This is a genomic window from Mucilaginibacter myungsuensis (assembly GCF_015222005.1).
Lineage (GTDB): Bacteria > Bacteroidota > Bacteroidia > Sphingobacteriales > Sphingobacteriaceae > Mucilaginibacter > Mucilaginibacter myungsuensis.
Map to the genome: position 1 here is coordinate 272,935 of NZ_JADFFL010000002.1, position 17,987 is coordinate 290,921.

Sequence of the window (17,987 nt, forward strand, 5' to 3'; positions counted from 1 at the left end):
CAATCGCCGACCCCTATGTACCGCCTGCTTTTACTGTTAGCCTTGCTAACTCTTGCTTTCGCCAACCGCGCCGTAGCGCAGGATGCGCTGACGAATGGGTTTAAAAACCCGCCCCCGGCAGCTAAGCCCCGTACCTGGTGGCATTGGATAGACGGCAACATATCAAAGCCTGGCCTCACTGCCGATCTGGAAGCCATGAAAAGGGTAGGCATTCAAGAGGCGCAGATATTTAACGTGGGCCAAGGCTATCCCGAAGGACCGGCGATCTATCTTAGTCCGCAATGGTTAGATCTTTTTAGTTTTGCTGTTACAGAGGCAAAGCGGTTGGGGATGGAGATATCTTTTCATAACGGGCCGGGCTGGTCGTCAAGCGGGGGGCCCTGGGTGACGCCCGAAAATGCGATGCAAACGGTGGTTTACACCAAAACCCAATTGAGGGGTAGCGGAGCCTCAACCATAAAATTACCCAAGCCGAAAACTAAGTTCAATTACTACAAAGATATTGCTGTCATCGCTTTTCCCACACCTAAGAGTGCCCTGTTGATAGATAAACTGGACATTAAATCCCTTTCAGGCGAGGCCTTTCGCACACACCTTGATCCGGATGATAAGATCATAGATAAGGCAGCGATCGTAGATCGATCAAAAGTGATCGACCTTTCGTTAAAAATGGCGGCCGACGGAACTTTGGATTGGACCGCGCCTGACGGCGATTGGACGATCATTCGGTTTGGCCATACAGCCAACGGCATGGAGAACCATCCGGCTGGCAAAGGCGGTCGTGGGCTGGAAGTAAATAAAATGAGCCGCGCCGCAGTTGACGCATACTGGGCAAGTGGGCTTAAGCCGATACTGGATAAGGTGCGCCCCATGATCGGGAATACGCTCACCAGTTGCATCATTGATAGTTACGAGGTAGGCTGCGATAACTGGACACCGGGATTTGATAAAGAATTTGCCAAAAGGCATGGTTATCAGCTAACATCATATCTCCCCACACTTGCCGGCTACTATGTAGAAAGCGGTGAAGTTTCCGAGCGCTTTTTGTGGGACTTCCGTAAGACGATCGGCGACCTGATGGCCGAAAATTACTTTGGGCATTTTAGCGACCTGTGCCATCAGAACGGGTTAAAATTTTCTGTCGAGCCCTATGGCGGGCCCTTCCCCTCACTAAAAGTTGGTGCAACAGGCGATATCAACATGGGCGAATTTTGGCTTGGCCTTAATTCCTTTTCAGAATCCTCCAGGCTGGCGGCTTCGATCGCCCATTTAAAAGGGAACCCGATCGTAGGCGCTGAAGCTTTTACAAGTTTCGGCGGATATAATAACCACCCGGCCACCCTAAAACCGTCCGGCGACCGTATGTGGACCGAGGGCGTGACCCGTTTTATATTCCATACTTATGTGCACCAGCCTTGGAACGTAGCCCCGGGGCTTAGCTTCCATATGTACGGCGTGGAGATGGGCAGGATGAATACCTGGTGGGAACAAAGCCGCGTTTACATGGACTATTTGGCTCGCTCTCAGTATCTGTTGCAAAGAGGCCGCAGTTTTGCCGATGTGTTATTATTTACCGGAGAGTCCTCGCCAAACGATGGCGTGCAAAGACCAGACATTAAAGCTATGGGTTATGATACCGACCAGATAGGGCCGGATGAATTAGCTTATCTAACCGTGAAGAACGGCAGGCTGATCACCAAAAGCGGCCTCTCTTACCGCCTGCTGATATTACCGGAGACCAAATGGGCAAGCCCCGCCCTGATGCAAAAGCTTAAAGGACTTGCAGCCGCAGGGGCAACGATAATTGGGCCGAAACCTTTCAAGTCACCAAGCTTGGACGGATATCCTATGGCCGATCGAAAGATCACTCAATTCACTGCGCAGCTTTGGGATAAGAAGATCCGGCCGGATGTCACTGTAGCTGATGTTTTTAAGAACCTGAATTTGGCGCCCGACTTTTCCGGCGGAGCGACCGGAGCGGACCTTAATTTTATTCACCGCGTTGCTGGTGCTGATGATATCTATTTTGTATCGAATCCCAAAGAAGAGGCCCGGACCGAGTTATGCCGTTTTAGGGTGACCGGCAAACAACCACAATTGTGGAACGCCTCCACCGGTGATATACAGGATGCGGTCGTTTGGAAGCAAAGCGGGCAAAACACCATCGAGGTGCCAATATCGTTCGATAAAAATGGGGCCATATTTGTGATCTTCCGTAAAGCCAAGGCCATGCCTACGGGCCATATCGTAAAGTCCAGTACCACCCTGCAAACCCAGCCGGCCAAACCGTTGGCGGGGCTGAAACTGGTCAAAGCCGAATACGGAACATTCCTGCCGGACGGTGTGGTTGATGTTACCGATGCTGTTGCCAAAAGCATCACCAATACCGGCATCCGCATATCGGCAAATAATGGCTTATCGCCTACTGATCCATTTCCCGGCTCTATAAAGGAATTGCGTTTGGAATATGACTTAGGGGGACAACGATTATCTTTAACCCTTGTTGAAAATGAGCAGAACGATGTTAAATTCGATAACAAAGAATTTAAGCTGATCCGCGCTTTGTATGGTAAATTTCCGTTGGGGAATAAAGGTGTGCTGCCCAAATACCCGATATATGATGTGATCGGAAAAGTTAAAGAGCTGGTCAGCAAAAACACTTTAACTTTCATGGCATCTGATGCGGTATTGGAGACGCCACCTGCACGCTCAGGCGTAAAAAGGGAGTTACGGATGACCTATATTACCGAAGGCGATACGCACCAAGTGTCGGTTCAGCAAGGAGCAATGGCACATTTAGAACAAGACGCGCCGCAGCCCCAGGTGATCTACAAAAACGGGAATCCGAACTGGGTAACGCCCTATGCCGGTAAAATAACTTATACCAATGTTTCCGGTCTTACAAAGACGGCAGAGGTAAGCGCCATACCGAATCCACTTGAGTTGACCGGCCCTTGGGACGTCAGCTTTCAAAAAGACCGCGGAGCTCCCGCTAATACTTCTTTAAAGCAATTAACCTCGTGGCCGCTATCTGATGATGAAGGGATCCGCTATTTCTCGGGTACAGCGGTCTATAAAAAGCAATTCAGCCTTACGGCTGATATGTTAAATAAAGATAATTCTCTGGAACTTGATCTGGGCAGTGTACGTATCACGGCCGAGGTTATCGTCAACGGGAAAAATTTAGGCACCCTGTGGAATGCGCCATTCAGGATATCACTCGGCAGCGCCGTCCATATCGGGATAAATGATCTGGAGATCCGTGTCACTAACTTATGGGTAAATCGCCTGATCGGCGACGAAAGCTTGCCCGACGATGTGCAAAGAAGGAACGGTGTCCCTGCGGCATGGCCTACCTGGCTAACAGACAGCGGCGCAACCCGCGTATCAAAACGCCTATCCTTTACCACCTGGAAACACTGGGACGCAAAGTCGACCTTGCAACCATCGGGATTATTGGGGCCGGTGGTGATCAGGAGTTATAAGCATAAGGAATTGTGATGAGCATAACACAAAAAAGCCTCACATCTCTGTAAGGCTTTTTCTTTGCGGAATGGACGGGACTCGAACCCGCGACCCCATGCGTGACAGGCATGTATTCTAACCAGCTGAACTACCACTCCTCCCGTTTGGGAGTGCGAATATACGCATCATTTTGTTTCTTTAAAATATATGCGGCAAATATTCGCTACGGGCCGGGATATTCAAAAAGGCTTAAACGCAAAAAAGGTCTCACTTTCGTAAGACCTTTAGCGGAATGGACGGGACTCGAACCCGCGACCCCATGCGTGACAGGCATGTATTCTAACCAGCTGAACTACCACTCCTCCCGTTTGGGATTGCAAATATACGCATCATTTCTTTCTCTCCAAATCCGTAGGTCAAAAAACCTTAAATTTTTCAAACGACGGCGGTATCTTCCTGAAAATGTGGCGGATATTTTTCTTTTATCCAATGAAAAAGCCCTCCCGAGAGGGCTCCTTCAGTTATCGTGTATGTGTAGAGGGGCAAATTATAGGCCGAAAGCGGCTTTAACTTGATCCACGTAGTCCAATTTTTCCCAGGTGAACAGCTCAACTTCTTTCTGGATAGATGATCCATCAGGGCTGTAAAAGGTTTTGGTTACCGTTTGGCTTGGTTTACCAAAGTGACCGTAGGCCGCGGTTTCGCTGTAGATCGGGTTGCGCAATTTAAAGCGGGTCTCGATCGCGTATGGGGTCATGTCGAAGATGCCTTCTACTTTTTTAGCGATCTCGCCATCGTTCAGGCCAACTTTACCGGTACCGTAAGTGTTTACGTAGATACCCATTGGCTGGGCCACGCCGATAGCGTATGATACCTGTACCAGCACCTCGCTGCAAACACCGGCCGCAACCAGGTTCTTGGCAATGTGGCGGGTAGCATAAGCAGCCGAGCGGTCAACTTTTGAAGGGTCTTTACCACTGAAAGCACCACCACCGTGCGCGCCTTTACCACCATAGGTATCTACAATGATCTTACGGCCTGTCAGACCGGTATCACCATGCGGACCACCGATCACAAATTTACCGGTAGGGTTAATGTGGTATTTGATCTGATCGTTAAAGAAGTGGGCGTATTTAGGATATTTAGCCTTCACACGCGGGATCAGGATGTTGATGATATCTTCTTTGATCTTGGCCAGCATTGGTGCTTCCTCGTCAAAATCATCGTGCTGGGTAGAGATAACGATCGCGTCTATACGTACCGGCTGATTGTTATCGTCATACTCTAAAGTCACTTGTGACTTTGCATCCGGGCGCAGATATTTAATGTCGGTCAATTCGCGACGAACAACTGCCAGCTCTAATAATAAAGCGTGGGCGATATCTAGAGCCAATGGCATATAATTGTCGGTCTCGATAGTAGCGTAACCGAACATCATACCCTGGTCACCCGCGCCTTGCTCTTCAGGGCTTTTACGGTCAACGCCTTGGTTAATGTCAGGTGATTGCTCGTGGATAGCCGAAAGCACACCGCAAGAGCTACCATCGAACATGTATTCGCCTTTGGTATAGCCTATCTTGTTGATCACATCACGGGCGATCTTTTGCACATCTAAATAAGCTTTAGATTTAACCTCGCCTGCCAGGATCACCTGTCCGGTGGTCACTAAAGTTTCGCAAGCCACTTTCGACTGTGCGTCGAATGCTAAAAAGTTGTCAATTAACGCGTCCGAGATCTGGTCGGCAACCTTATCCGGGTGTCCTTCTGATACTGATTCTGATGTGAATAAATATGGCATAAAAAAATTTAATTAAATATACGGAAAGGGGAAAGAAGCGGATCGCGAACCGGGAATTGGGTACGGTTTGTTAGCACTTTTTTACGTGGTTGCAATCCAGCCTGTTATGCAGGCGTCAAAATCAGTCCACTTTCGGGTGCAAATGTAAAACAATTTCACAAAAGCCGAAAATAGGTTACTTTTGACCGCTGAAAAAATAAACGCTTGAAAAGTAAAGTATTATTCATCATAAACCCCATATCGGGCGGTAAAAATAAGGACGGTGTACCGGCGCTCATCAAAAAGCACCTGGATCCTGCCAAATTTGAGTACCGTATAGATATCAGTACCGGCGTGCTGCATGCTCAACAGTTGGCACAAAAGAATTTAAAACAGTTCGATATCATTGTGGCTGTTGGTGGCGATGGTACTATTAACGAGATCGCCTCGGTAATAGCAGGTACCGATACTACCCTTGGGGTGATACCTTACGGATCGGGCAACGGGCTGTCAAGATTTTTAAGCATCCCCATGGATCCTGAAGAAGCGATCAAAACCCTCAGCCAAACTCGCACCGAAAAGATCGACGCCGCCAAGCTGAACGGTAAATGGTTCTTCAATATGGCGGGCATGGGTTTTGATGCGCATATCAGCGAGGTTTTCTCACACGATAAGAACCGTGGTTTCTGGGCTTATATCAAATCGTCGTTTAAAGAGGTGATGGCTTATAAACCTGCTACCTACAGTATCGATATTGACGGTCAGCAGATCCATCGCGAAGCATTCATGCTTAGCTTTGCCAACTCATCGCAATATGGTAACAACGCGCACGTGTCGCCTTATGCATCTGTTCAGGATGGTCTGTTCGATGTTTGTGTGATCAAGCCGTTCCCGCTGTGGAAGTTTGTTTACATGGGGTTGATCATGTTTACTAAAACGGCAGATAAGTCCAAATATGTCGAGATCATCCGTGGCAAACATATTACTGTTAAACGTGATGCCGAAGGCCCTATACACCTGGATGGTGAGCCGATGGTAATGGGCACTAAAATTGATATCGAAGTAATGCCTGCCGCGTTGAACATAATCGTAGGCGATAGTTATAAAGCATAAGTTTATGTCAAAAAAACTCAACAGCTTTGAGGGTCTGGTCTATTCTACCGACCCAAACTTCAAGCCCGAAGCAGATAAACCAAAGTCGTCATCAACCCTACCGCCACAGCAGCAGAACCTGCGTATCTTTTTAGATCGTAAGGGCGGTGGTAAATTGGTGACTGCCATAGCCGGCTTTGTAGGCAGCGATGCCGACATGGAAGCCCTCGGCAAAAAGCTAAAAAGCAAATGCGGTGTAGGTGGATCAGTAAAGGACTTTGAGATACTGATCCAGGGCGACCACCGCGAAAAGATACTGGCTATGCTTACTGCCGATGGTTATAAAGCTAAAAAGGCGGGCGGGTAAAAACGGATTGCTCATACAGAGCGTTCATGTTCACCGTGAACACGAGGCACCCGAGACTTGTAACTAACTGACCATCAGTGCTGTTTTTCAATGCCGTGAACAAGACCACCTTGAACTCCAGAATCAACTAACTGATATACAACGAAATAGACTCAAAATCGAGAATTTTTGCCGTGAACGATCGGTAGTTTGTCTGAACCGCTGATCTTGATGATCTTTTTGATTTCGCTGAGTGTGCTTTATAGCATGCTAAATGCATCACCATAGTCAGCGAAAAAGAGATCACTCACATAAAAACCGGCCAACGGTTTACTTCGCCAACTTATACTCCCCCCAAAAATCGGTAGCATCTTGCCCCATGGTGGCGCCCGAAGTGAACGTAACGCTTCGGATAGCTTCTACCGTTCCCGGTACACCGTTACCGCCATTTACAATAGTAACACCCCTTTGTTGCACTTCATTTATTTTCAACTGGTATAAAAACTTGGTCGCGTCAGCGGCGGATAACCCCAGGCTTTTCAAGGGCACCTGTAACTCGTAGGTGTAAACCATCAGGTTATCAAATTTGCCGGCTGCTTTAAACCCTTCGTCGTTGTAAACCGATATTGTGCTGTCCATGCCGGCAATACCTTTAATACCGATGTTTTTGGCGCGGTCGGCAAAACGGGTATTGTTAACGCCCATCAGCGAGTCGGTTATAGGTTCGGTAAGCGGGCGTTCGCCGCCACCGCCGAAACCGGCGGTTGAGAAAGAGGATCCGGATGCGCCACCGGCTACCCGCACTACCGACGTCACCATCACCGCGCCATTGGCACCGGCAACCACATTCATTGGTTTAAACATTGGGCTAAATCTCATACCCGCATCAAACACCGGGTAGTTAACACCGATAGCCGCCGGATCATTCTTTTTACCCGACTTGTGGATATTCAGGCTGATACCACCATTCATTATCCTGCGGATAACTGATGGTAGCGCGCAACGAACGGTCAGGTAAAGGTCGGTATCATTATTGGCCAAGGTGTAAGAAAACTCGGTGGCGTTATTGTAGGCCTGCAGTTTATTATCCCACTCAGTGGCTTTGCCGTCTATCTTAACAGCGGCTGGTGTACGCAGGCTAACCTCTTGTTTAGATGGTAATTTTTGGGCGTTAACAACTGTGGTAAATAAAGTAGCGGCAAAGGCCACTTTTGCTGATGTGATAAATGTGCGCATTAAGCTTGGTCAAGTAAAAATAGTTTCGGTTAAAAGTAGTTTCTATTTTTTGTCCCGGCAACATACGGGTCAAAATTATTAACTCTTGGTCATCAATGAACGGCAACCACGGACGCTATATTGTGTATTGCCCAAAATATCAGATATTTGGCTGACATGAAAAAAACAAGCCTCGCCCTATTATTTAACCTGCTGACGCTAACTGTGTCGGCACAAAAACTCGATACTAAACTGATCTCCCAATTAATGGCAATAGATCAGGCAGACCAACAATTCCGCAGTAAAGAAGCACAACATGGAGCACAAACAAAGGAACAGGATGCGGACAATATGCGCAAACAATCCGCTTTAGATGAGGCTAATTTAACCAAGATAGAAGCCATTATCGCTAAACACGGCTATCCGGGTAAATCGTTAGTTGGCAACGAATACCAGTCGGTGGCATTTATGGTCATCCAGCATGCCGATGCCCCGGCGCGAGAAAAATATCTACCAATGATCATTAAGGCTGCCGAGCAGGGCGAGTTAAGGGCTTCATCAGTTGCCATTATGGTTGATCGCACACTTACTGACAAAGGCCAACCTCAACTTTACGGCTCGCAAATGCACGAAACATCAAAGGGAGTAAAGCTTTACCCTATCGCAGACGAGCAGCATGTAGATATCCGCCGTAAAAAAGTTGGGCTGTCCCCACTGGAAGATTATTTAAAGCCGTGGAATATCAGCTATAAAGTACCAATGGCAAATCATCAAAACCCCGCCGAGATCTACTACGTGCCCGAACATAACCCCGCCGCCGATGCCGAGCTTATTGGCACCATGCGATCGCTCCATCAAAAACTGACCTATCCGGCCGCCGCTAAAGAAAAGAATATCAGTGGCTACGTGACCGTTGAATTGACCATAGATAAGAATGGCGAAGTACAGAACCCGCAAGTAGTAAAGTCTTTAGGTTATGGCTGCGACGAAGAAGCCTTACGCGTGATCAAAGAAGCCAAATTTACCAACCCGGCCAGGCAGGATGTTGAGAAACGTTTCAGGTTGCCTTTCCCGGCGGATATAGCTAAATAGTTTACCGGCATTAATGCGGTAGAGACCTTATTAGAAACAAGCCCTTCCGTTGCTTGCACCGATATTTTTGTTGATGTTTGTATATACACCAATATGGACATTAAACCTTTTAACCGCCCCATCAGGGTATTAGTAGCTAAGGTAGGGCTGGACGGGCACGACCGTGGCGCACGCATTATTGCTACATCACTGCGCGACGCGGGCATGGAGGTGATCTATACCGGCCTGCGCCAAACGCCCGAAATGGTGGTGAACACCGCCCTGCAAGAGGATGTGGATGCCATTGGTATATCCATATTATCGGGTGCGCATATGACGGTGTTCCCCAAGGTGCTTGCCCTGATGAAGGAGAGGGAAATGGATGATGTATTGGTGACCGGCGGCGGTATTATCCCCGCTAAAGATATGGCCGAGTTGAAAGGCATGGGCGTTGGCGAACTCTTCCCTCCAGGCACTACCACAGCCGATATTGTAAAGTACATTACCGATTGGGTGCATCAGCACCGTAATTTTTAGGGTTGACATCTTTATTTGCTATCTATGAGCTATCAAAACATCCTGGTCGATACCAAAGACCGCATCCAATACATCACCATTAACCGCGAGACCAAACTTAACGCGCTGAATAAAGAAACGCTGGACGAATTACACACCGCCTTGACGCAAGCGTTTGCCGATGACAGCGTAGGCGGCCTGATCATCACCGGGGCAGGGACCAAAGCGTTTGTAGCCGGGGCCGATATCTCAGGCTTCCCCGCTCTGGACGCGGCGGGTGGTACTGCCCTCGCGCAAGAAGGCCAGACCAAAGTTTTTGATCTGATAGCCAACGGTCCAAAGCCGATCATTGCCGCCGTTAACGGTTTTGCTTTAGGCGGTGGTTTGGAATTGGCCATGGCCTGCCACATCCGCATAGCGAGTGATAACGCCAAAATGGGTCTACCCGAACTAACCTTAGGGTTGATCCCCGGCTACGGCGGCACCCAGCGCCTGCCGCAATTGGTTGGCAAAGGCAAAGCGATGGAAATGATCCTGACATCAGACATGCTCACCGCCGACCAAGCCCTGCAACACGGCCTGGTCAACCACGTGACCGAACAATCCGCGCTTATTGCCAAAGCCGAAGAGATACTGAACAAGATCTTGTCACGCTCCCCCTTTGCCGTTACCGCGGCCATTACGGCCATTAACGCGGCCGGCTCTGCCGATGGTTATCAGCAAGAGATCGCCCTATTTGGCAATTGCTTCGGCACAGCCGATATGAAAGAGGGCGTTGATGCCTTTTTGAATAAGCGGAAGCCGGTGTTTACGGGAAAGTAGAAGGTTGCGCTTTAAATAATTCTTTCATCCTGACGAAGGGAGGACCCCAACATTAAGCAGGTCCCAATAAGTTTTGTGGCGAAGTCCCCGTTCTTGCCCATGATAAGTCTTAAAATGCTTTAAAGTCGCGCTTCCCCTTTTGAGAGGGGTCAGGGGTGTGTTCAGCCTGCAAGGTCTGCGATAACACACCCCTATGTAAGTTTGTGCTTTCTGTTAATTGAATGCGTCCCCTCTCCAGAGAGGAGACTTAGGCTTGTCATCTCACCTTAAAAAATTAATTTCATAACAAGTTTGTAGTGGGTGCAAGGGCGAGCAATGTCGACAAAAACCCCGCCTGTCATCTTCTTTTCTAAGGTGTTCATCTCAATTTCATTTTACGTATAGGTTAAGCTGCTACTTTTATTTTGCACTTACAGGCGTGGTTTAATTTCAACCCCGGCGATAACCGTTGCCGATAATAACCTAAGCGAAATGAAAAAACTGATCTTGATACTTCTTGCGTTATCGATAGCGCCTCAACTGATGGCCCGGCAGGGTGGGAAAACGGGTACCGATAAGATCACGAACATCGATACACCGCATCTTACCCGTCCGCCAAAAGCCGCGAGGATCGAGGACCTGATCAGTAAACTGCCATCGTTGCCCCAAGATACAAGCAACAACGCGATCCGCATCCGGATGGACTGCAGGGACGTTTTCCAAGCCGGAACACCCGGCAGCAAATTGCCGCCGCCCGGACTAACATCAACAAATAGTTCGACACCTAAAAAAACCAGCGGCCGACAGAAACCCCGAACGGGCAACGGTCCATAGCATTCCGCGCTTCACCAGATCTTCTTATTAACCAATATTTCACCCGGCGATATGCATCGCCACAGAACCCCTTTGTCTTATGAAAAAGCTCATCTTCCTACTTTTTGCAACGCTGGCCTGGGGCCAAGTGTCGGCACAACAAACTAAGATCAACACTAAAACGCAACAGGCGGTCGGTACCATAACGGTCAGCGGATCTGTTGTAGATACAACCGGCGCTGCCTTGCCGGGCGCGATCGTTAAGTTAATGTCGGCGCAGGATACGCTGACCAAAAATACTGACGTAAATGGCAAGTTCACTTTTAGCGCGGTCAGCCAACCAAGTTTCTCCATTTTTGTAAGCACCCTGGGTTATCGGTCGCAACTAAAAAAGTTCAGTTTCAAAGCCGATAGAAAAACCATTACCTTAGATCCGTTGGTGATGCGATCGGAATCTCTTGTTTTGCATGAGGTTGTCATCAACCAACCAAATACCCCATACAAACTTGATGTGGTAGAATACCGCTCATCAGAATATAAGGTGCGCAACAACCAACCTATTGACGATCTGCTTAAAAAGATGGCCGGCGTGGCAGTTGCGCCCAACGGGGCGATCACTCATAACGGGCAGGCTATAACCAACATCAGGGTCAATGGTAAACGATTTATCGGCGGCGATCCGGCGCAGGCTTTAAAAAACCTCCCTGCCGAGGTCATAGAAAGGATACAGGTGATCGACGACTATGGCCAACAGGCTAACCTAACGGGCGTAAAGGTGGGCGACCCGGCCAAAGTGTTGAACATTTCGGTACAAACGCCCGAGGGTAACACAGAATCGTACGCCAAACTGATCGAGAACCGTTATCAAAACCCTTACGATGCTCCGCTGTCTACTTTTTCTGTCGATGTGGATAATGCATCGTACAGTAATATCCGCCGTTTCATCAACAATGGACAGCTACCGCTGAAAGACGCGGTGCGCATAGAGGAGATGATCAATTATTTTAAATATCAATTACCTGAACCTAAGGGCAGCCGGCCGGTGGCTATTGCCACCGAGCTTTCTGCCGCTCCATGGGCGCCGGAGCACAGATTGTTGCGCGTGGGTCTGAAAGCCCGCACCGTCCCTACCGATAAATTGCCGGCCAGCAACCTGGTGTTTTTGATCGATGTTTCGGGATCGATGAACGCGGAGAATAAGCTACCGCTGGTAAAGGAGTCGATGAAGATGCTGGTGCAGCAATTACGCAGCAAGGATAAGGTATCGATAGTGGTGTATGCCGGGGCCGCAGGGCAGGTATTGCCCGCCACCCATGCCGATCAAAAACAGGTGATCTTTGATGCCATTGATCGGTTAGAGGGAGGCGGATCTACTGCCGGTGGTGCGGGCATTAAGCTGGCTTATAAAATAGCCCGACAAAATTTGATCAAAGGCGGCAATAACCGCGTGATCCTGGCAACCGACGGCGACTTTAACGTTGGCGAAAGCAGCGACGAAAGTATGGAAGCCCTGATCACCAAAGAGCGGGAAAGCGGCGTCGACCTATCTGTCTTAGGTTTTGGGATGGGTAACTACAAGGACAGTAAAATGGAGACCTTGGCCGACAAAGGCAATGGAAATTATGCCTACATCGATAACATGACCGAGGCGCACAAAGCCCTGGTAAGCGAATTTGGCGGAACGATATTCACCGTTGCTAAGGATGTGAAACTACAGATAGAATTTAATCCCGCTAAAGTACAGGCCTACCGACTGATCGGGTACGAGAACCGGATGCTGGCCAAAGAGGATTTTAACAACGATAAAAAAGATGCCGGCGATATGGGGTCGGGCCATACGGTGACGGCGTTGTACGAGATAGTACCTGTCGGCGCGAAGGACCCGATGAGCGTTGACCCTTTGAAATATCAGAAACCTGCACGCATGCAAAACACCAACTCAAACGAAATGCTGACCATTAAATTTCGCTACAAAGAGCCGCAAGGCAATGCAAGTAAACTAAGCGAGACCATTGTGTACGATAAAACGGTCAGCCCTGATCAGTTATCGGCAGATCATCGCTTTGCCGCGGCGGTTGCCGAGATAGGGATGTTGCTTCGTGGGTCTGAATTTAAAGGTGATGCTACTTTTGAGCATGCTATCAGTCTGGCTAAAAGTGCAAAGGGAAATGACGAGGACGGTTACCGTGCAGAGTTCATCCGCCTGGCTGAAACCGCTGCTGCGATGAGCCGGACGGAGTTAGCGGGCAAATGACCGCCATCCCAAGTCACGCAGTATTATTAAATGCAAAAACCCGGCTATTGACCGGGTTTTTGCTAAAATATGCTTTAGAGTTATATGGCGGCGGACCTTCTGATCAATCCCAGCACAAGTGCTATTACGGCTATTACTAATAATACGTGTATTAAACCTCCGGCTGAATACGCGAATACGCCCAATGCCCATCCTATGATGAGTATAACGGCTACGATGTACAATAATGATCTCATGGTAGATTGTGTTTTAGTTAATAATTTATCTACTGAGATATTACAATAGCCGTGCCGAACAAAAAATTTTAGTGTTAATTATTTTGAGGGAACCAAAAGGTGTGTATTAAGCCGATCGATATAGACGGAAGTTGTGTGCAAAAAAGGTCGGAAAAAACAAAAGTCCCCTAAGCGCTCGCCGCCGGGGACTTTCAACCTAAACCTTATCACAATAAGCCGGCGAAGGATCGCCGACCGTTGATAGGTCCAAGCTAATAACTTTTTAATTAACTCGTATAGATTATAAAAAATTTAACGGGTGCTTATCGACCGATTTTGTAGTCATTAAGTTTTTTAACCAAGGGTGTTAAATTTTTACTATTGCTTTAACCACTTGGTTTTAACCGCCACTTGTTCGGCAGTTGGATTCGGTACACTAACTATATCATACCTCACTTGGTTATTCCTTAAAAGGGTAACAGGGATGCTGTAAGGAAGACCGTCGCGCAATACACTAAGGGTTACCTTGTCACCTACTTTGCGGTTAGTAGTAATTGCCCTCAGCGTAGTGAACGGCTGACCGTCCACAGCGGTGATCTCGTCGTTCACATTCAAGCCATCATTCCAGGCGGCGCTGCCGCGTAATACGGTCGCGATCATGGGTTTTGTACCCGGCGGCGACATGGTGATACCTAAGGTTGGCACGTTGGTTTCGGCTAAACTATCAACCGCTTTCAGGCCGGCGTAAGCCAGGTATTTGTTGTAGTCCATGGCATCCAGCCCGGTGATATATTTGTTATAGATATCGTCCACTTTCGTCCCGGCGAATTTTTCTACACCTGCTTTAAACTCGGCATCGGTGTAGCCTCGTTTCTTCACTTTGTAGTATTCGTTATACAGGTGTTTCATAGCATCGTCCAGGCTGTACTTGCCTTTACTGCCCTTAATGATCTCCAGATCGAACATCATGGCCACTATAGACCCTTTGCTGTAGTAAGAGATACCCGCGTTAACGCTGTTCTCTGTCGGGCGGTAGTATTTTATCCAGGCATCAAAGCTGGCCTCGGCCAGTGGCTGCACGCGGCTGCCCGGTGTATTGTCGATCAGGTTCATGTCGCTGGTGATCATCTTCAGATAGTTATCGTCCGAATATAAGCCCATACGGTGTACCACTAAATTATCGTAGTAAGCGGTAAAACCTTCGGCTATCCAAAGGTTGGTGGTATAATTCTCTACATCGTAATTGAACGGACCTAAAGCGATCGGGCGTAAGCGTTTCACATTCCACAGGTGGAAGTGTTCGTGAGCGGCAAGCGCTAAAAAGCGTTGGTAACCACCTTCGCTGCCGTACTGGTTACGTACTACCTGCAACACGGTCGACGACAGGTGCTCGATACCGCCGCCGCTTTTGCTGTAGTTATGCACCAGGAAAACGTAACGTTTGTTAGGGTTCTCTCCAAAGATCGCGGTCTCTTTCTCTACCAATATCTTCAGGTCCTTTTTCATGCGCTCTCTATCGTAGTTACCGCCAAGGCACATGGCTATCTCGTATTCGGTATTGCCCGACTTGAAGCCGAACACATCCTGGTTACCCACCTCGATCGGCGAATCGTACAGGATATCGTAATTAGGTGCCACGACGGTGAATTGGTCGTCGCCAACTTTATCTAAACTGGTTGATACTTTGTCCCAACCTTTGTATGGTTTTATATGAACGGTAGAAGCGTTAGCGATAGCACCAGCCGGATATAGGAAAGTGCTCGCACCTACAATAAAACCCTGGGCAGAGGTCACATAATTGTTCCTTACCGACATCTCGAAGCAGTAAAGTGAGTATTTCACCTTCAAGCTTTTAGCGCCCGCAAGGCTAACGCGCCAGGTGCTTTTGTCGGTCTTTTTAAATATAAGGGATTTACCTGCGTTCTCGGCGGAGAACGACTCGAGGTGTTTAGCATACTCGCGTACCATGTACGATCCGGGCGTCCAAACGGGTAATTTCAGGTCGATGGTAGGTTGGGTAATGCCGCTGATATTCATCTCCACCTCTACGTAGTGGGTCTGTGCCTGGGGAAATGATAAAGTATAATCGATCTTTAAATTGCCTGCAGCCTGGGCGGGGTCCATCATAGTTAAAACAGTTAAACAAGTGGTCAATAGTCCAATAATAGTTTTCATAACCGCAAGTTAGTAAAATAGCTGTGTTTGTTAATATGCGGATATTGCCTAAGGTAAAAAGGTTTCGTTTTAGGAGAGAGGTGTTTGGGATGCACCACATTTTACCCCTTATCAACGTCCGTGCTAAAGCAGGGTCTGTGTGTTCCCCTAAATTTAGGGAAAGCAATGGCAGTGCAATTGGCAAGAGCTTTAATAAGGGGTATTTGTACATGGATCAAGGCCTCTTAGCCATCGTATATTCGCCAGCAACATCAGTAGTGGCGTAGCGCGCTTGCGCAAGTCCTGCCATCACGGCGTTGGCCGCGTCAACTTCCGCTTGCGGTGCCGGGGTGCCGTCAGGGCCTTTAATGCCGGATATCCGTAGCTGGCTGGCCGCGCTTACGGTGTACTTGTCGGGGCCACCGTTAAGTAAGATCTGATATTTAAAACCGGCATCATTTTGTGATAGGCCCAGATATTTTAAAGGGATACACAATTCGTAACGGTAACCTAACTGATCATCAAAACGTCCGGCCGCTTTAATGCCCTGATCGTTAAATATGGATATGATCGTATCTACACCTTTAATGCCCCTTACCCCTATCTCTTTAGCTTTAGATGCAAATAAAGTATTGTTCTTTACAACGATGGGGTCCTCTGTATCGGCAGAGAATATCTGGCCCCTTTGCGGTGCATCAAATGACGGCAGTTCTTTATAAGAAAAAACGGGGTAACGGGTGCTCACTTTTTCCGCACTGGTCTTAACAATAAATGTTATCCCACCCGACATGGCTTTATAGAATATCCCCGCACGGTCGGTGACATGAATAGAAAGATAGAGGTTCTCATCGTCATTAGCGATGACATAACTTGCGCCGATAGCCATGTTCTTGGCTTGGTAACCTGCGCTCCACTCGTTGGCTTTGCCATCGATCTTGACGTTGGTGGGAGCCCACACACTTTTTTCTTGTTTGTTCGGGAGCTTTTGCGCCGAAGCTGAGAAACAGGCGGATGCGCATAACATTGCAGCGCAAAATTTAAATATCAGTTTAGGTTTCATAATTCAATTATAGTATAAGATCTGAAATGTAGGTCGTTGTCATTTCCTCGCCGATCGCTCGGCCAGCGGGTTAAAATCCAGCGCTAAACTTACCCAACGCTCTATTTTACCCCCTTATTAGCAGTCTGTGCTAAAGCAGGGTCCATGGTATTCCCCTAAATTTAGGGGAAAGCAATGGCAGTGCAATTGGCAATGGCTTTAATAAGGGGTAATCCCTACTATCACCTCCTCGCGGACCGCTCGGCCAGCGGGTTAAAATCCAGCGCTGAACCTACCCAACGCTCCAATTGCGTTTGGTTTTGCAGCATATCAAAGTCTATGTAAACATAACCCTTCATGGCGGTGTTGCCGCGTTTCATCAGGGAGATGCCTTCTTTATCTACTACCGCTTCATAAACCTCCGGTGCTAAACGTGCGAAGATCTTATCCGTCTTCACGGCTACGCAAAGTTTATCATCTACCAAAAACGCCAACCCGCCAAACATGGCACGCTCTTCTACTTTATCGGTGCGATCGGCAATGATCTCGCGCACACGGTTCACCATAGTTTCATCGTAGGGCATCGTTTTGAATGAGTGAGGGAGTGGATGAGCGGATGAGTGAGTGTTTTTGAATGAAGAATATTTCTATTGTGCTTCTGCCAAAGCCGTAGGCAATCCATCCAGACTTACTAAATTCTTCTCGCGCTTGTAAACCTCCAAGCCTTCGGCCCCCTTGTTTTGTGCCCATTTTTCACCATGGTCCCGCTCCCCCACATATTCATAGTAAGGGACACTGAACCCACAGGATGTTTGTACTTTATGCACATCTGATACGATGAACTGACGGATAGCCAGCGGCACATCAAACATCTCTGCAAATTCTTCCCACTCTGCATCACCCGGTAAAACGGTGCGACCCGTCCCGTACAAACGCAAAATATTCGGCGGGCCATCATAAGCGCAAAACATCAGGGTGATGCGGCCATTCTCCAGAATATGTGCCGATGTTTCGTTACCGCTACCAACAATATCCATGTAAACCACTTTGGTTGGCGACAATACGCGGAAACTATCCATCCCTTTGGGCGACAGGTTTACGTGGCCATCGGCCTGTAGCGGGGCGGTGGCTACAAAATACATTTTCTGTTTTTGTATAAAGGCGGCATGCGCCGGGGTCATCTCGTCAAAAAATTTTCCCATGGTTTGATGTGCTTATGATCAAAAATA

The 17,987-nt window shown here is 48.2% G+C and carries 15 protein-coding genes and 2 tRNA genes; 8 read left to right on the forward strand and 9 right to left on the reverse strand.

Going from position 1 to position 17,987, the window contains the following annotated elements; genetic code table 11:
* The first annotated feature begins 15 nt into the window (after window positions 1-15).
* Window positions 16-3,501, forward strand: coding sequence for a glycosyl hydrolase (locus tag IRJ16_RS05045; RefSeq protein WP_194110444.1), 3,486 nt, complete (start codon window positions 16-18; stop codon window positions 3,499-3,501).
* Between the two features lie 48 nt (window positions 3,502-3,549).
* Here the strand turns inward: IRJ16_RS05045 and IRJ16_RS05050 are convergent.
* From IRJ16_RS05050 to metK, 3 genes are all read right to left on the reverse strand, one after another.
* Window positions 3,550-3,623, reverse strand: a tRNA-Asp gene (locus tag IRJ16_RS05050).
* A gap of 130 nt (window positions 3,624-3,753) precedes the next feature.
* Window positions 3,754-3,827: transfer RNA gene (locus tag IRJ16_RS05055), tRNA-Asp, on the reverse strand.
* A 185-nt stretch (window positions 3,828-4,012) separates the two neighbouring features.
* Entirely contained in the window at window positions 4,013-5,263 is a 1,251-nt protein-coding gene (metK, locus tag IRJ16_RS05060; protein ID WP_194110445.1) for a methionine adenosyltransferase, read from the reverse strand.
* A 204-nt stretch (window positions 5,264-5,467) separates the two neighbouring features.
* Here metK and IRJ16_RS05065 point away from each other — a divergent pair, with 204 nt between their 5' ends.
* Together IRJ16_RS05065 and IRJ16_RS05070 are read left to right on the forward strand one after the other, a co-directional pair.
* Entirely contained in the window at window positions 5,468-6,355 is an 888-nt protein-coding gene (locus tag IRJ16_RS05065; RefSeq protein WP_194110446.1) for a diacylglycerol/lipid kinase family protein, read from the forward strand.
* A 4-nt stretch (window positions 6,356-6,359) separates the two neighbouring features.
* Window positions 6,360-6,701, forward strand: coding sequence for a translation initiation factor (locus IRJ16_RS05070; protein ID WP_194110447.1), 342 nt, complete (start codon window positions 6,360-6,362; stop codon window positions 6,699-6,701).
* A gap of 309 nt (window positions 6,702-7,010) precedes the next feature.
* On the opposite strand, the gene IRJ16_RS05075 is transcribed toward IRJ16_RS05070, so the two are convergent.
* Window positions 7,011-7,916 carry a hypothetical protein gene (locus tag IRJ16_RS05075; RefSeq protein WP_194110448.1) on the reverse strand — a complete coding sequence of 302 codons (906 nt, stop codon included), beginning with the start codon at window positions 7,914-7,916 and terminating at the stop codon, window positions 7,011-7,013.
* Window positions 7,917-8,072: 156 nt separating this feature from the next.
* Here IRJ16_RS05075 and IRJ16_RS05080 point away from each other — a divergent pair, with 156 nt between their 5' ends.
* The 5 genes from IRJ16_RS05080 to IRJ16_RS05100 all read left to right on the forward strand — a co-directional run bounded on the left by IRJ16_RS05080 (window position 8,073) and on the right by IRJ16_RS05100 (window position 13,350).
* Window positions 8,073-8,987 (forward strand): energy transducer TonB, encoded by a 915-nt coding sequence (locus IRJ16_RS05080; protein WP_194110449.1) that lies wholly within the window; start codon window positions 8,073-8,075, stop codon window positions 8,985-8,987.
* Between the two features lie 93 nt (window positions 8,988-9,080).
* Complete coding sequence (locus tag IRJ16_RS05085) at window positions 9,081-9,503, forward strand: cobalamin B12-binding domain-containing protein (protein ID WP_194110450.1); 423 nt, start codon at window positions 9,081-9,083, stop codon at window positions 9,501-9,503.
* Between the two features lie 24 nt (window positions 9,504-9,527).
* Window positions 9,528-10,304: an enoyl-CoA hydratase/isomerase family protein gene (locus IRJ16_RS05090; RefSeq protein ID WP_194110451.1), complete on the forward strand. Its 777-nt coding sequence runs from the start codon at window positions 9,528-9,530 to the stop codon at window positions 10,302-10,304.
* Window positions 10,305-10,775: 471 nt separating this feature from the next.
* On the forward strand, window positions 10,776-11,117 hold the full coding sequence (locus IRJ16_RS05095; protein WP_194110452.1) for a hypothetical protein: 342 nt from the start codon (window positions 10,776-10,778) through the stop codon (window positions 11,115-11,117).
* Window positions 11,118-11,196: 79 nt separating this feature from the next.
* Complete coding sequence (locus IRJ16_RS05100; RefSeq protein WP_194110453.1) at window positions 11,197-13,350, forward strand: YfbK domain-containing protein; 2,154 nt, start codon at window positions 11,197-11,199, stop codon at window positions 13,348-13,350.
* Window positions 13,351-13,430: 80 nt separating this feature from the next.
* Here IRJ16_RS05100 and IRJ16_RS05105 read toward each other — a convergent pair whose 3' ends face one another.
* The 5 genes from IRJ16_RS05105 to IRJ16_RS05125 form a co-directional block, all read right to left on the reverse strand.
* A complete protein-coding gene (locus IRJ16_RS05105) occupies window positions 13,431-13,586 on the reverse strand; it encodes a lmo0937 family membrane protein (protein WP_194110454.1) in 156 nt (51 codons plus the stop codon).
* Window positions 13,587-13,943: 357 nt separating this feature from the next.
* Window positions 13,944-15,740 (reverse strand): M61 family metallopeptidase, encoded by a 1,797-nt coding sequence (locus tag IRJ16_RS05110; RefSeq protein ID WP_228079868.1) that lies wholly within the window; start codon window positions 15,738-15,740, stop codon window positions 13,944-13,946.
* A 214-nt stretch (window positions 15,741-15,954) separates the two neighbouring features.
* Window positions 15,955-16,779 (reverse strand): hypothetical protein, encoded by an 825-nt coding sequence (locus IRJ16_RS05115; RefSeq protein ID WP_194110455.1) that lies wholly within the window; start codon window positions 16,777-16,779, stop codon window positions 15,955-15,957.
* A gap of 221 nt (window positions 16,780-17,000) precedes the next feature.
* A complete protein-coding gene (locus IRJ16_RS05120) occupies window positions 17,001-17,342 on the reverse strand; it encodes a TfoX/Sxy family protein (protein ID WP_194110456.1) in 342 nt (113 codons plus the stop codon).
* 63 nt (window positions 17,343-17,405) lie between these two features.
* On the reverse strand, window positions 17,406-17,960 hold the full coding sequence (locus tag IRJ16_RS05125) for a pyridoxamine 5'-phosphate oxidase family protein (RefSeq protein WP_194110457.1): 555 nt from the start codon (window positions 17,958-17,960) through the stop codon (window positions 17,406-17,408).
* Window positions 17,961-17,987: the final 27 nt, after the last annotated feature.

Bases quoted from the DNA above. Each gene is read 5' to 3' on its own strand.
- IRJ16_RS05085 (WP_194110450.1), top strand. From the start codon at position 9,081: ATGGACATTAAACCTTTTAACCGCCCCATCAGGGTATTAGTAGCTAAG.
- IRJ16_RS05045 (WP_194110444.1), top strand. From the start codon at position 16: ATGTACCGCCTGCTTTTACTGTTAGCCTTGCTAACTCTTGCTTTCGCC.
- IRJ16_RS05120 (WP_194110456.1), bottom strand. From the start codon at position 17,342: ATGCCCTACGATGAAACTATGGTGAACCGTGTGCGCGAGATCATTGCC.
- IRJ16_RS05115 (WP_194110455.1), bottom strand. From the start codon at position 16,779: ATGAAACCTAAACTGATATTTAAATTTTGCGCTGCAATGTTATGCGCA.
- IRJ16_RS05100 (WP_194110453.1), top strand. From the start codon at position 11,197: ATGAAAAAGCTCATCTTCCTACTTTTTGCAACGCTGGCCTGGGGCCAA.
- IRJ16_RS05105 (WP_194110454.1), bottom strand. From the start codon at position 13,586: ATGAGATCATTATTGTACATCGTAGCCGTTATACTCATCATAGGATGG.
- IRJ16_RS05090 (WP_194110451.1), top strand. From the start codon at position 9,528: ATGAGCTATCAAAACATCCTGGTCGATACCAAAGACCGCATCCAATAC.
- IRJ16_RS05110 (WP_228079868.1), bottom strand. From the start codon at position 15,740: ATGAAAACTATTATTGGACTATTGACCACTTGTTTAACTGTTTTAACT.
- IRJ16_RS05070 (WP_194110447.1), top strand. From the start codon at position 6,360: ATGTCAAAAAAACTCAACAGCTTTGAGGGTCTGGTCTATTCTACCGAC.
- metK (WP_194110445.1), bottom strand. From the start codon at position 5,263: ATGCCATATTTATTCACATCAGAATCAGTATCAGAAGGACACCCGGAT.
- IRJ16_RS05075 (WP_194110448.1), bottom strand. From the start codon at position 7,916: ATGCGCACATTTATCACATCAGCAAAAGTGGCCTTTGCCGCTACTTTA.
- IRJ16_RS05095 (WP_194110452.1), top strand. From the start codon at position 10,776: ATGAAAAAACTGATCTTGATACTTCTTGCGTTATCGATAGCGCCTCAA.
- IRJ16_RS05080 (WP_194110449.1), top strand. From the start codon at position 8,073: ATGAAAAAAACAAGCCTCGCCCTATTATTTAACCTGCTGACGCTAACT.
- IRJ16_RS05125 (WP_194110457.1), bottom strand. From the start codon at position 17,960: ATGGGAAAATTTTTTGACGAGATGACCCCGGCGCATGCCGCCTTTATA.